This is a genomic window from Paraburkholderia bengalensis (assembly GCF_037126505.1).
GTDB classification, from domain to species: domain Bacteria; phylum Pseudomonadota; class Gammaproteobacteria; order Burkholderiales; family Burkholderiaceae; genus Paraburkholderia; species Paraburkholderia bengalensis.
This window is the reverse complement of sequence record NZ_JACFYJ010000002.1, coordinates 36,318-49,487: the sequence shown is the minus strand read 5'-3', so window position 1 is coordinate 49,487 and position 13,170 is coordinate 36,318. Positions and strand designations below refer to the sequence as shown.

At 65.7% G+C, this 13,170-nt stretch carries 14 protein-coding genes and 1 pseudogene; 8 read left to right on the top strand and 7 right to left on the bottom strand.

Features of this window, described 5'->3' with window-relative positions; genetic code table 11:
- Positions 1-32 precede the first annotated feature (32 nt).
- The gene (treF, locus tag H3V53_RS01815) at positions 33-1,859 is read right to left on the bottom strand and encodes an alpha,alpha-trehalase TreF (protein WP_336596447.1); all 1,827 of its coding nucleotides are present in this window, start codon (positions 1,857-1,859) and stop codon (positions 33-35) included.
- A 123-nt stretch (positions 1,860-1,982) separates the two neighbouring features.
- Between treF and H3V53_RS01810 the strand changes: the two genes are divergently transcribed.
- The 5 genes from H3V53_RS01810 (at position 1,983) to H3V53_RS01790 (ending at position 5,022) form a co-directional block, all read left to right on the top strand.
- Positions 1,983-3,035: an FUSC family protein gene (locus H3V53_RS01810; protein ID WP_336596446.1), complete on the top strand. Its 1,053-nt coding sequence runs from the start codon at positions 1,983-1,985 to the stop codon at positions 3,033-3,035.
- 242 nt (positions 3,036-3,277) lie between these two features.
- On the top strand, positions 3,278-3,496 hold the full coding sequence (locus H3V53_RS01805) for a hypothetical protein (protein WP_054922662.1): 219 nt from the start codon (positions 3,278-3,280) through the stop codon (positions 3,494-3,496).
- Positions 3,497-3,812: 316 nt separating this feature from the next.
- Positions 3,813-4,010: a hypothetical protein gene (locus H3V53_RS01800; protein WP_336596445.1), complete on the top strand. Its 198-nt coding sequence runs from the start codon at positions 3,813-3,815 to the stop codon at positions 4,008-4,010.
- Positions 4,011-4,080: 70 nt separating this feature from the next.
- Entirely contained in the window at positions 4,081-4,500 is a 420-nt protein-coding gene (locus H3V53_RS01795) for a rubredoxin (protein WP_336596444.1), read from the top strand.
- A gap of 96 nt (positions 4,501-4,596) precedes the next feature.
- Entirely contained in the window at positions 4,597-5,022 is a 426-nt protein-coding gene (locus tag H3V53_RS01790) for a BspC domain-containing protein (protein WP_336596443.1), read from the top strand.
- Positions 5,023-5,035: 13 nt separating this feature from the next.
- Here the strand turns inward: H3V53_RS01790 and H3V53_RS01785 are convergent, their stop codons facing one another.
- The 4 genes and pseudogenes from H3V53_RS01785 to H3V53_RS01770 all read right to left on the bottom strand — a co-directional run bounded on the left by H3V53_RS01785 (position 5,036) and on the right by H3V53_RS01770 (position 8,888).
- On the bottom strand, positions 5,036-5,338 hold the full coding sequence (locus H3V53_RS01785; protein WP_336596442.1) for a hypothetical protein: 303 nt from the start codon (positions 5,336-5,338) through the stop codon (positions 5,036-5,038).
- Between the two features lie 83 nt (positions 5,339-5,421).
- A pseudogene (locus H3V53_RS01780) lies at positions 5,422-6,395 on the bottom strand (LysR family transcriptional regulator).
- A gap of 39 nt (positions 6,396-6,434) precedes the next feature.
- Positions 6,435-7,346 (bottom strand): LysR family transcriptional regulator, encoded by a 912-nt coding sequence (locus tag H3V53_RS01775; RefSeq protein ID WP_336596441.1) that lies wholly within the window; start codon positions 7,344-7,346, stop codon positions 6,435-6,437.
- A gap of 207 nt (positions 7,347-7,553) precedes the next feature.
- The gene (locus H3V53_RS01770; protein ID WP_336596440.1) at positions 7,554-8,888 is read right to left on the bottom strand and encodes an acetamidase/formamidase family protein; all 1,335 of its coding nucleotides are present in this window, start codon (positions 8,886-8,888) and stop codon (positions 7,554-7,556) included.
- A gap of 412 nt (positions 8,889-9,300) precedes the next feature.
- Here H3V53_RS01770 and H3V53_RS01765 point away from each other — a divergent pair, with 412 nt between their 5' ends.
- The 3 genes from H3V53_RS01765 (at position 9,301) to H3V53_RS01755 (ending at position 12,022) form a co-directional block, all read left to right on the top strand.
- Positions 9,301-10,050, top strand: coding sequence for a creatininase family protein (locus H3V53_RS01765; RefSeq protein ID WP_336596439.1), 750 nt, complete (start codon positions 9,301-9,303; stop codon positions 10,048-10,050).
- Positions 10,051-10,245: 195 nt separating this feature from the next.
- Complete coding sequence (locus tag H3V53_RS01760) at positions 10,246-11,346, top strand: NAD(P)H-dependent flavin oxidoreductase (RefSeq protein ID WP_336596438.1); 1,101 nt, start codon at positions 10,246-10,248, stop codon at positions 11,344-11,346.
- 13 nt (positions 11,347-11,359) lie between these two features.
- A complete protein-coding gene (locus H3V53_RS01755) occupies positions 11,360-12,022 on the top strand; it encodes an MOSC domain-containing protein (RefSeq protein ID WP_336596437.1) in 663 nt (220 codons plus the stop codon).
- 53 nt (positions 12,023-12,075) lie between these two features.
- On the opposite strand, the gene H3V53_RS01750 is transcribed toward H3V53_RS01755, so the two are convergent.
- Both H3V53_RS01750 and H3V53_RS01745 read right to left on the bottom strand, forming a co-directional pair.
- On the bottom strand, positions 12,076-12,315 hold the full coding sequence (locus H3V53_RS01750) for a tautomerase family protein (RefSeq protein WP_336596436.1): 240 nt from the start codon (positions 12,313-12,315) through the stop codon (positions 12,076-12,078).
- A gap of 79 nt (positions 12,316-12,394) precedes the next feature.
- Positions 12,395-13,105, bottom strand: coding sequence for an SDR family NAD(P)-dependent oxidoreductase (locus tag H3V53_RS01745; RefSeq protein WP_336596435.1), 711 nt, complete (start codon positions 13,103-13,105; stop codon positions 12,395-12,397).
- Between the last annotated feature and the right edge of the window lie 65 nt (positions 13,106-13,170).

Here is a 13,170-nt window from a genome sequence, read left to right as displayed (position 1 = left end):
ACGACCCTGGACGCGCTAGCGGCGGCGAGCCGTCAAGGCGAAGGCGTCGGCCGCAGCCGATGCGTCGTTTTCGGCGCCGCGGCAGCCGCCGATGCCGCTTCCGACACGCCCGCCGCGCCCGAGGGCACATCGGCGGGACGTGTCGACGGACCCGCCGCGCCCGGATACATCGCCATCAGCGTGCGCAGCACGCCGTTGGTCCAGCCAAAGCCGTCCTGCAACGGATACTCGCCGCCGCCCGCCGCCGTTGTGCCCGCCTTCGCGTCGACATCGTATTTCTCGACCAGTTTGCCCGTGTGCTGGTAGTACGCGACGTTGGTCGTGATCCAGCGTGTCGCGATCTGCTGCGCGAGATCGGCCTGGCCGTAGCGGCGCAAGCCCGTCACGGCGAGATACTGCAGCGGCGCCCAGCCGTTGGGCTCGTCCCATTGCTGTCCCGTCTGCGTCGTCGTCGTCGCGAGCCCGCCGGGACGCAGCAGATGCGCGCGCACCGTCGCAGCCACGGCGGCCGCCTGGGGCTTTGTCGCGACGCCGGCGTAGAGCGGATAGACGGTCGCCGCGCTGAGGCGGTGCGTGAGCCGGTGCGCGACGAAGTCGTAATCGCCGAACGCGTTCAGTTGCGCGTCCCACAACACGCGGCGGATCGCATCGGCGCGCGTGGCGGCGCGCTGTTCGAGGTTCTCCGCGTGCGACGCGTCGCCCTTCACGCGATACGCTCGCGCCAGCGTGCGCTCGAGCTCGACGAGCAGGCAGTTCAGATCGACGGGAATCAGCGACGTCACTTCGATCGTCGCGAGCGTCTTGCCGTCCGCGAACCAGCGCGAGCTGAAGTCCCAGCCCGTTTCGCCGCCGGCGCGCAAATTGCGCCACAGGTCTTGCGGGTTGCGCTGCGGCGTCGCTTGTGCGGTGGCGACGTCTTCCCGATACGATTCGTCGCGCGGCGTGTCGCGCGCGTCCCAGTAGCGGTTGAGCACCGTGCCGTCGGGCAGCCGCACGAGATGCCCGTAAGCGCTGCCTGCCGCGATTTTGTCGTGACCGTCCATCCAGTAGTCGTATTCTTTGCGCAGCGCGGGCAGATAGCGCAGATAGACCTGATCGCCGCGGCGCTCGGCTTCGAGCCGCACCATCTGCGCGGAGAACGGCGGCTGCGAGCGGCTCAGATAGTACGTGCGGTTGCCGTTGGGTATATGGCCGTAGCGCTCGATCAGCGTGGTGAAATTGTCGAGTTCGTTTTCGAGCAGCGCTTCGCGACCGCTTTGCCGCAGACCGAGCATGATGAAATAAGAGTCCCAGTAGTAGATTTCGTCGAAGCGGTCGCCGGGCACGATGTACGGATACGGCAGTGGCAGCAGCGACGACCACGGGCTCGCGCTGGCGTCGGGATCACGCCGCAGGACGGACCAGAGCGTGTCGATGTGCGCCGTCACGCTCTGGTTCGGGTCGGACACGTAGTGCTTCGTTTCGCGCGCGGGCAGCGTGAAGCGCTGATCGACGAAAGCGCCCAGGTCGAACTGCGCGTCGTCCTTCTGCCTGGCATAATCGGCGACGATCTGCTGCGGCGGCGCGTTCGGCACCATGTCGGCGAAGGTCTTGCTGTCGGGGTACAGATGCGCGAGTTCGACGTCGCGATACAGCGCGCCGTACAGCTCGGACGGGGGCACAGGCACCACGGGCGAGGCGTTCGGACTGGCGCCGCTCGACAATGCCGCGGAACTCGCGGCCACGCCCGATGCTGCATCGCCTGGCACGGTGGCGGGCATGCTCTGCGCGAAGGCGGAGTGCGCGCCGGCCGCGAGCAGCGCGGCGGCACAAAGGGCGGTCGAGAAAATGCGGCGTGCATGGGCTGGCGGCATCGGCATCACGCTCCTGAAATGCGGGCTTTCGAACATAGGGAGTCACGCCAGCAAGGCTTGTTCCCCTATGAACAGACATTGCGTGTGGCGGGCGGTCTATGGCCACACGTCTTGACGGAAACTATCGGGATGACTCTGCAACAACAGGGCAGGTTGAGGACCCTCCTGCGCGCGCCGGAAGCGCGCCGCTTCGCTCGCACGCTGACGGGCTGCGTGCTCAGCTACGGCGCGGCGCGGCTCGCGACGCTGCCCGAAGGCTACTGGGCGTTGATCACGACGCTGATCGTCGTGACGCAACCCAGTCTCACGCAGGCGCTCACGATTGCGCGCGATCAGATCATCGGCGCGTGCATCGGCGCGATCGTGGGGGGAATCGGCATTGTCGTCGTCGATCACGGCGTCGATCCGCTGACGGTGTTTGCGATCGCGCTGCTGCCGCTCGCGGCGATGGCCGCCGCGCGCCCCGGCTTGCGGCTCGCGTGCGTGACGCTCGTGATCGTGGTGCTCGTGCCGGGCGATAGCGGCTCGGCATTCGTGCGGCCGCTGCATCGCGTGGCGGAAATCCTGATCGGCACGGCGGCTGCGTTCGTCGCGACGGTGATGTGGCCGAACCGCGCGCTGAAGGGCGCGCACCGCAATGCGCGCGACTGTCTGGAAGCGCTGTCTCAACTGATGCAGCTCAAGCTCGCGGCGGCGCCGGACGAGGCCACGATGGCGCGTCTCGAAACGCGCAGCCTCGACGCGCAGAAGGCGCTCGCCGATGCGCTCGAGGAAGCCGAGCGCGAGCATGTATTCGTGCCGATCCTGCGCGGCAGCGCCGATGCCGTCGACAAGGTGCCGCCGTTTCTCAGCCGGCTGCATCGCGACGTGCTCGTGGTCTGCCAGGCGTTCGCGCACGAGCATCGGGACGACGCGCGCCCTGCCGTCGACCGGGCGTGGCTGGCCTTGCCGCGCGTGCTTTCGCTGCTCGCCGACGCCGTCGGTGCGGCGCAGCTGAACAAGGACAAACTGAGGGAAGCGCGCGCGATGCTCGATCCGCTGCTCAAGCGGATCAATGCGCGCGTCGATGGCGAGCCGGCGCTGCCCACGCCGGGCATCGATCTGGTGCTGGCGCTGATCGCGAAGGATGCGGACGGGCTCATCCAGGTGCTGATGCCGCCGGGAAAGGGCGCGGCGACGTGAAGTCCCGATGGTCCGACGGCCCGACGAAAACTAACGCCCGGGCTATCCAGCGACTATGCTTTTTTATGAGCCTCGCATCGTTCATCCGGGCGCAAAGGGCCGACGATCCGGCTTCATGCGCCCGCCCGCGTAGGGTTGCCAATCAGGGGCGAGACTCTCCGTGACCGGCTTGCACGCATGCTACGCGTCCGACCGCGTGCGCCGATCGATTGTTGTCGCAACGATCGAAAAGGAGTCGAACAATGAAAGCCCTTGCGTTGGTTCTTGCGCTCGCGGGTGTTGCCGCGTTGACGGCGCCCGTCGCCTCGTACGCGAAGATCGATCAGAACGCCAATTACTACCGGTCGGAAGATCGCGTGCGCTATACGTCCGGCGATCCGAAGGAAGAGATGCGTCAGGCGGCTTGCCAGCAACGCGGCAGTTGCGATAGCGACAACAGCCCGGCGCCCGCCCGGCAGTAGCGCGGCTGTCGTCACGTTCGGGCTTGCGGCGTGCTGCGGCGGGCCGCAAGCATTCACGCGCATCCGCGCCGACATGGACCGCGCACACGAAGCGCGCACATCGCAAGCCCTCGTCCGAAAGACACTTTCAACCATCAGGAGCGAATCGCGCGGCGTGTAGCGGCGATAATCGCGGGACGATACGCAAGTCAACCGTACTGCGTGCAGCACGTCGATCCGCGCAAGGTCGTGGCGAAAAGACAGGGACTGAAAGACTGAGCGTTTACAATCCGGGCTCGCTTTTTTTTGCTGCCGAGCTTTGCTGGCAAATTTTGCCGTGAAGGTTGCCGCGAACCTTGCTGTGAACCTTGCTGTGAAGCGCAGCGTCCTGATTCAACCCTCGATCCTTTCGTTCAAGCCCATGTCGACACCCAACCGTGCCAACGCTCGCCGTTCGCTGACACTCCTCGAAACCCTCGGTCTGGTCGGTATCGCCGCCGCGCTGTGCAGCGCGCTGCTGCGTCACTTTTTCTGAGCGCAGCCGCCATCGCGCGGCGCGCAACGGACGGTGACGTCGGCATCCGTTCGTCCATTTTCCATTTCGCATGTACAAGAAAGCCACTGCTGTCGAAATCCAGTTCTCGTCCGATAGACTCAATGACGGCGCAGGTGATCCGTTCTGGATCGACCTGAATCACGCCGAAGCCGTCGCGCTGCATCAGGCGCTGCAACGTTACCTCGATGCGCCCGCCGCCGGGCATCCCGCGCCGCTCGTCGTGACGCTCGATCACGACAAGAGCGCGCCTGCGACGGGATCGCACGATGCTGCGCAAGGCAAGTCGCCCGCCTCCGCCGACGACCTCAAGCAATGGGTCTGCGTGATCTGCGGCTGGATCTACGACGAAGCCGCCGGCCTGCCGGAAGAAGGCATCGCGCCCGGCACGCGCTGGGCCGACGTGCCGCAAGACTGGCGCTGCCCCCTTTGCGACGTCGGCAAGGACGAGTTCGCGCTCGTCGAATTCTGATCGCGACGCGCCCGGACAATGAGCGTGCCGTGAAGCAGGTATACTTCAGCGCCTTGAACGTTTGCAACACATCGCACATCCAGGCGCTACCTCGCAATGAAAAGCATCACCGCTGTACTGGGCATCGTGTGTCTCATCTGGTTCTGCACGAGCGCCTTCTCACAGTCCCAGGCCGACGTGCCCGACGACTACGCGTATCTGACGCGTCTTCACGTGCGTCCATCCGTCATCAACTGCATCGCCGAGTTCGACCGATGGATTCGCACTACCTCACGCTATGACATGTTCCTTGCGCCGGACCGCCGCGTGCTGAAGGCGAATATCGACGAAGGCAGCGGCATGTTCGCGGGCAGCAATGGTGCGCAGCCCGTCGAACAGACGGTGACCATGCGCGCCTTCGCGCGCCTGCGTAACAAGCAGTCGTGGATTCCCGTGGTCGCGAAATGTGGAATCTGGCGCGAGCATGTGGTCGGCGTGTCGCTGCAGCAATACGAAAGCAGCCACGCTTCTGTCGTGCGCTGAGCGGGCGCGCTGTTCAGTCGCCGTGATTGTTCAGCTTGAACCCGGTAGGCGCGCCGAGCGAGAACCTGTGCGCGAGCGAGCGGACATCGTACTCGCGCAACGCGGACAGATACGACGGACCGTGGATGATGGCGGGCGAGGGCGTTATCGACGGCCGATGCGCGTCGTGACGGACGGGCTCGACGAGCGGCGAATCGACAGAGGAAGGCGGGCTCGCGAGCGCGACGATAGCCGGGCCGGTCGCGTGGGCCGAATACACGCCCGCTGCGCCGAGCGCGGCCATCCAGGCGGTGAGCAGAACGACATACGATTTCATCGGCGACGGGCTGGCAGGTGTGTCCCGGCAGCGGTGCCAGCATGCATTAGCCGATGCTGCGCAACCGCCGCGATGAATCGATATTAGTCACGCGCTGAACGCTTTTCAACCGGCAGCGCCAGCTCGTCCGGCGGCGCGCGCCGGCTCAGTTCGTCGATCATCAGGCGCGCCGCGGGCGACAGCGCCGAGCCGCGACGCGTCACGATGCCGTACGGTTCGGTGCGCGAGCGCACGTCGATCGCGAGCGTTTTTGCGAGACCGTGATGGGACAGCAGCGCCGCCATGTCGCGCGGCATCAGCGAGACGAGCGTCGGGTCGCGCTGCAGCATCAGCACGGTGGTCATCGTCGATGCCGTTTCGATGGGATGCGGCGGCACGGAAAGCCCGGCTTCCTTGAACTCGCGCTCGAACAGCCCCCGCAGCGGCATGATGCTCGGATAGACGACCCAGCGGCTCGACGCGAGATCGGCGAGTTCGACCTCGCGCGCCTTCGCCAGCCGATGCATCGGGCTCGCGACGATCGCGACGGGCTCGTCGCTCAGTTCGACGTAGTCGTAATGATCGGGCTGTCGCGCGACGGTCGTGCGGCAGACGGCGAGATCGAGCCGCCCCTGATCGAGCAGCGCGAGCGCCGCGCGCTGGTGTCTTCGACGACTTCGACCGTCAAGGCGGGCTGGCGCGCGCGCAGCCGCGTCAGTGCATCGACCAGCACGCCCGACACCGCGCCCGAGATCGCACCGACCGCCAGCCGTCCGCCCGAGCCTTGCAGGATGCCTTCCATCTCTTCGCGCAGATGCGCGACGTCCATGTGAATCAGACGCGCGTAGCGGATCACGCAGCGCCCGAGTTCGTTCGGCTGCAGGCCTTGCGGCGAGCGCGCGAACAGCGTCGCGCCGAAGGTCGCTTCGATTTCGCGCAGCGCCTTGGTCGCGCCGGGCTGCGTGAGCGCCATTTCGTCGGCGGCGCGATGCAGCGAACCGTGCTCGTCGAGCGCAATCAGCAGACGCAGTTGCTTGAGCCGCAGACGGGCGACAATCGAATCGACATTCGGCAGCATAGACACGGAGATTGATAGTTCGATGGGCCCGAGCGCGGGCTATGCCCTGAGCTTTTCCATCAGGAAGTCCACGAAACAACGCACACGCGACGACAGATGCCGCGCATGCGGATAAAGCAGCACGAACGGACGCGAGCGGCCGCCATACGGCGCGAGCACTTCTTGCAGCGTGCCGTCCTTCAGATCCCGCTCGACGACGAAGCGATACGTCTGGAACAGACCCGCGCCATGCCGCGCGAGCGTCGCGCCCGCCAGCACGTCGCCCGACGTGCCGTATCCGCCGCGCGTCGCCATTTCGATGTCCTCGCCGTCGAGCCGGAACAGCCACGGTATGTTGCGCCCCGTGCTCGGCAGCGCGAACTGGATGCATTCGTGGCGAATCAGGTCGTCGGGCGTGTCCAGCGTGCCCGCCGATTTCAGGTACGCAGGCGACGCCACGACGACGAGTTCCGCGTCCTCGAGCGTGCGCGCGATGAGGCCGGAGTCGTCGGGCGCGCGGCCGCGAATGGCGAGGTCGAAGCCTTCGTCGGCGAAATCGATGTTGCGGTTGCTCAGATGCGTTTCCACCGTCACGTCCGGATAGCGCGCGCGAAACTCGGCGAGCAGCGGCAGCACGCGATAGTGGCTGTACGGCGTCGGCATGCTGATGCGCAGCACGCCCGACGGCGTGCTCTGCTGTCCCGTCGCTTCGCGTTCGGCGTCGGCGAGCTGGTTCAGCGCCGCACGGCATTGTTCGAAGTAGCGGCGCCCTGCATCGGTGAGCCGGATCTGCCGCGTCGTGCGAATGAAGAGCCTGACGCCGAGGCGCGCTTCGAGGCGGGCCACCGAGCGGCTCACGGCCGCGGGCGTCACGCTGGCGGCCGTCGCCGCGACCGTGAAGCTTTCCAGCTCGGCCGCAAGGCAGAACAGTTCGATGCTGCCAAGGAGTAGGTCTTCGAATTGACGCTGCATGGCGTTTCCATGTTTGGCGACGGCCTGACCGGATATCCGTCGGCCCATGCCCGCGCGGCACGCGGCACGCGGCGCGCGGCCAGGCAAGGCAAAGCGCGCGCGCCGCGAGTGGCGCGCCGCGCGTGCAGAGCATAACAGGTCTGTCGTTGGTTCCCGTTGTGGCGGGCGGCTGCGTCAACGGCGCGGGAAAGTGTGAATCATGCCTCGTCAATCCAGTTGGTACTTTTCCCGCACGAGATGACCGATGCCGATGTTGTCGAGAATGTCCATGGGACACAGGATCGTCACGCGCACCGTGCCGGGCAAACGGCTGATTTCGATAGAGCCGGCGATCGTCGCGCGATTGAGCACTTCTTCGTAGGCGAGGCCCGTGACGGCGGCGGCGCGGCGCAGGCCGTTTTCGGTGGCGATGTTCAGATTTTCGCCGCTGCCGATGAAAGTCACCGGCCCGTTGCGTTCGATCTGATGCTGGCCCCAGCGCGCGCCCAGTTCGGCCACTTTCTGCCGCTGTTCGGCGTTCATCGGTCGGGCCATCGGCGGCAGATCGTCGAGATTCTGCAACAGGATCGGGCCTTCGAGCGTCAGGTTCTTGATCACCTCGACGCTCAGTTCGGTTTCGCCCGAGACGTCGGTTGCGTGGCCGGCGATCTCGCCGTTGCCCTGCTGCGCGTGCATGTCGCCGAGGTAGACGCCCGCGCCTGGCACCTTCACCGGACAAATCAGGATGCAGCCTTCGCGCACGGAGTTCGTGTCCATGTGACCGTCGGTTTTTGCTGCGTGCAATTCCTCCTTCGTCATGCTGAAGCGGTGCGGCGCGCCCACCAGGTACTGGCCGAAGTCGGCGCAGTTGTGCGAGTCGGGCAGATCGCGAGCGGGCGTTGTGCCGATGTTGCCGAGGAACGGCTGCATGTGGGCCGCGAGGCCGGGCATGTCGGCGCGCGCCAGCGAAAGAATGGAATGCTGCGCGGCCAGCTCGGGCAGCGCGGACATGGCCGGCGCGTTGCCCGCGAGCCGGTTGCCGACGTCCTGATTCACCGTGAGGCTGACGCCGTTTTCCTGATCGAGCACGATGATGTAGCCGTGACGGAACTGGAAGGCGCTCACTTCGGCGCCGCAATGGTCGCAGCGGATCGCCTCGGGGCCGATGCCTTCGACGTGGCTGGCGGGATGCTCGGTGCCGCACGACGCACAGAACTTGGAGACGAAGGGATCACCGTGATATCGCCCTTCGACGAACTGCATCACGCCCGATGATGTCGCATGCGATGTGACGCGCAAGCGTTTGATTTTCAGCGCGACGGCATCGCCGACTTGCGCGCCTTCGATCGCGACGGGCTGCGTCACCTCGTGGCCGCCCTGGAACGCGGGCGTGATCATCGGCCCCCAGCAGCCGGGCGGCGTGCCCGCGATCAGCGTGCCGCCGTCGGCGAGCGGTCCGAGCATCGTCTGGCTCGGGCCGATGATGCCGCTGGTATAGGATTCGACGCGTAGCTGCTTGACGGGCGGCTGGGCGGTTTGGGCGTCGAGGTGGGCGATCGTCATTGTCATCTCCATGTTCGCGATATGAATCGCATGCGATTAAAGCGTGCGAGTCGGAATCATACGCGGAGTTGCCGATGTGTCAATCCTGTACGATACAATCGTGTACGATATATGTGGTGAAGCGCGCTTGCACGGCTACGCCGTGCAAGCGCCGCTGCGTGCCCAGTCTTTCCTGCGCGGAATCGTTGGCTGAAACTGGCGCCGCGCCGGAAACAATCCGCACGAGCTTCACGGCGCGTTGCCTTGCGGACAACGCGTCGTGAACCTTCTTGCTGTTGGTCGCCTTGCCCGTTTGCCTGTACGCTTGGCCGGATCGGCTCCGAATCCGCGCGCCGCGGCGGACGACGCGCCGTCCCGTTCCCCACGCCCGCGTGCCACGGCGCGCGGCAAAGAAGAGAAGACAGGAGTTTCCATGCTTTTACATCTATCGACATGGGCCGAAATCGAGCAATACCTGAAGCGCAGCCGCGCCATCGTGGTGCCGATCGGATCGAACGAACAGCACGGCCCGACGGGGCTGCTCGGCACTGACTGGCTCTGTCCCGAGATCATCGCGCGCGAAGCGGAGAAAGCCGCCGATATTCTCGTCGCGCCCACTTTCAACATCGGCATGGCGCAGCATCATCTGGGCTTTCCGGGCACGATCTCGCTGCGGCCTTCCACGTTCATCGCCGCGATCGGCGACTGGATTCGCTCGCTGGCCACGCACGGTTTCGAGAAGATCCTGTTTCTGAACGGACACGGCGGCAACATCGCCTCGATCGAAGCGGCGTTCTCCGAGGTCTACGTCGAGTCGAGCTTCGCGAAGCGCCGCGCCGGTGTCGCGATGAAACTGTGCAACTGGTGGGATCTGGAAGGCGTCGGCGAACTCGCGCGCACGCAGTTCCCGGAGGGCCACGGCTCGCACGCCACGCCCTCCGAAATCGCGATCACGCAATGGGCGTTTCCCGACTCGATCAAATCCGCCGACTATGCACCGAAGATCGCGCCGTCCGGCCCGATTCGCGAAGCGCTGGACTTTCGCGCGCGCTTTCCGGACGGACGAATGGGCTCCGATCCGGGCCTGGCATCGCCGGAAAAGGGCGGCGAACTCGTGCGGCTGGCGGCATCGAGCCTCGTGCGCGAACTGAACGCGTTCGCGAATGAACCGCTGCCGGGCTGACGCGCGCTTCGGCATCCCGCGTTCCGGCATGCCGATAGCGACGGTCGATCTGTTCCCCGCGCTCAAGAGTGAATTGACCGCTCAACGGTTGACCCATCGTTCGCTGCAAATGATGATCTGATTTGCAGATAGCACTGCGAGCGCGCACGCGCGCAAGGCGCGCGCGCTCGCCAACCGTTTCGATGAGGACCTGACATGAGCACCCGTTCCGAAAGCACGTCGCTGTTGAGCCTGCTGGGCATCAGCAAGCCGATCATCCAGGCGCCGATGGCGGGCGTCAGCACGCCTGCGCTGGCCGCGGCCGTTTCGAACGCGGGCGGCCTCGGTTCGCTCGGCGTGGGCGCGATGAACGCAGAAGCGGCGCGCAAGACGATCCGCGACACGCGCGCGTTGACGAGCGCGCCGTTCAACATCAACGTGTTCTGCCACGAGCCCGCGACGGCCAACGCCCAGGTCGAGAAGGAATGGCTGAGCTGGCTCGCGCCGCAGTTCGCGCAGTACGGCGCGAGCGCGCCTGAAAAACTCAGCGAAATCTATACGAGCTTCGTCGAGGACAAGGCGATGCTCGACGTGTTTCTGGAAGAAAAGCCGGCTGTCGTCAGCTTCCATTTCGGCTTGCCGCCGCAGCCGGTGATCGATACGCTGCAAAAGGCGGGCATCAGGCTGCTCGCCTCGGCGACCAGTCTGGACGAAGCGCGGCGGCTGGTGGATGCGGGCGTCGATGCCCTCGTTGCGCAAGGCGTCGAAGCGGGCGGTCATCGCGGCGTGTTCGACCCGCAGGCGTTCGACGAAAACATCGGCACGTTTGCGCTCACGCGTCTGTTCGTCGAGAAGTTCGATCTGCCCGTGATCGCGGCGGGCGGCATCATGGACGGCGCGGGCATCGCGGCGGCACTCGCGCTCGGCGCGCAGGCGGCGCAGCTCGGCACGGCGTTCGTGCCATGCCCGGAGACGTCGATCGACGACGGCTATCGTCGCGCGATTCTCGGCGATGCCGCGCTGCATACCACGATGACGTCGGCGATTTCCGGCCGCGAGGCGCGCGCGATGGTGAACCGCTTCACGGAGCTGGGCCGCGCCGGCGATCGCCCCGCGACGCCCGACTATCCCATCGCCTACGACGCCGGCAAGGCGCTGCACGCGGCAGCGAAAGCAAAGGGCGAATTCGGCTTCGGTGCACAGTGGGCGGGCCAGGCTGCGGCGCTGGCGCGCGCGCTGCCGGCGGCGGAACTGGTCGCGCGGCTCGACGCGGAACTGGCGGAAACCGTCAAGCGCCTGCAGCGCTTCGCGTCCTGACGCGTCGAGGACCATGCAAGAACCCATCGCTGATACGGCGTCGACGGGCGGCGCGCGCCCGCCAGAGGCCACGCTGCTGTCGATCAACATTGGCGTCTGCAAGCCGCTCGACGTTGGCCTTGCCTCCGAAGGCTTGAGCGTCGAATCGGCGATACGCAAGCGTTCCGTGAGCCGCGCGAGCGAAGGCGCGATCGTCGAAGTGAAGAAGCTCGGTCTGGCGGGCGACGAGCACGCGGACCTGAGCGTGCATGGCGGACTCGACAAGGCCATCTATCTGTATCCGTTCGAGCACTACGCGTGGTGGCGGCAGCGGCGCATCGAAGCCGATGTGCCCGACGCCGGCACGCCGCTCGAAATGGGCGCGTTGGGCGAGAATCTGACCACGCAAGGCTTGCTCGAAACGGATCTGTGGATCGGCGACACGCTCGTCATCGATCAGGTGCGGCTAAGGGTGGAAGCGCCGCGCAACCCCTGTTTCAAGCTCAACGCGGTGATGGGCTACCGGAAGGCGGTGAAGCACATGTATCTGAGCGGCTTTGCGGGTGTGTATCTGAGCGTGCTGCAGACGGGCTTTATTCAGGCCGGGGCGCGTATCGAAGTCGTGCCCGGGAGCAGGGAAGAGTCGGTGAGCGCCATTCTTGGCTGGCGGCGCGGCAAGGCGCATCGCGAGTTGTGAATCACGGACCGCGAATCACGGCCCGCAAAAGCGAGCCGTCACTGCGACACCGCTTAGCTTTTGCCCTGCTGCGCTCGCTGGCGGCGGAATTCGTCTACAGGCAATCCGCCCCAGCCCCAGTTCTCCTTCTCCACTTCCTGGATAACGACGAAGGTCGCTTCCAGCGGCTTGTTCAGCACGTCCAACAGCAGCTCGCTCGCTCCCTTGATGAGCTGGGCCTTTTCTTCAGGCGTCACTGCGCTGGCGCCGGGTGCGGTTCCCTCGCGGGTCACCTGAATCGTCACGATGGGCATCTGAAACTCCGTGGTGGTGTCGTGTGAGCGTTGGTGTGAAAAAGGCGCCGTTGCCGGCGCCTTGACGTTGCGTGATGACTTAGTGGCCCGCGATCTGGCCGCCGTCGACGTGCAGGATTTCGCCCGTCACGAACGCCGCCGAATCCAGGTAGAGCACGGCGTCGACGATGTCCTTCATCTCGCCCATATGGCCGACAGGATGCAGCGCGCCGAGCGCGTCGTGCGTTTCGGGTGCGTGCATCGGCGACTTGATGATGCCGGGCGACACGGCGTTCGCGCGAATGCCCGTCTTCGCGTATTCGATGGCGAGCGACTTCGTTGCCGCATTCAGGCCGCCCTTGGTCAGCGACGCCAGCACCGACGGCACGCCCGAAATCGCATGGTCGGCGAGAGTCGTCGTGATCTGCACGACGTGGCCGCTCTTGTTCTTTTCCATCTCTGCGATGGCGAGTTGCGTGATGTGGAAGAAGCCGTTCACATTCACGTTCAGCACGGCTGCATAGTCTTCCTCCGTGTACTGCGTGAACGGCTTGGCGATGAAGATGCCCGCGTTGTTGACCAGCGTGTCGACGCGGCCAAAGCGCGCCACCGCCTCGGAGACGGCGCGCTGAGCGACGGCGCGCTCGCCGATATCGCCTGCGATGGCGACGACGTTGGGATCATCGGACGGCTTGATCGAACGCGCGACGGCGACGACGCGGTAGCCGCGCTCACGGAAACCCTTGACGATCTCTGCGCCAATGCCTTGCGATGCGCCGGTGACGATAACGACTTTTTGCGAGTTGCTCATGGTTGACCTCGAAACGGTTGTTCGGCGTTGCTGTCGGGATGACTGTGCCGTTGGTCGTAAATCTA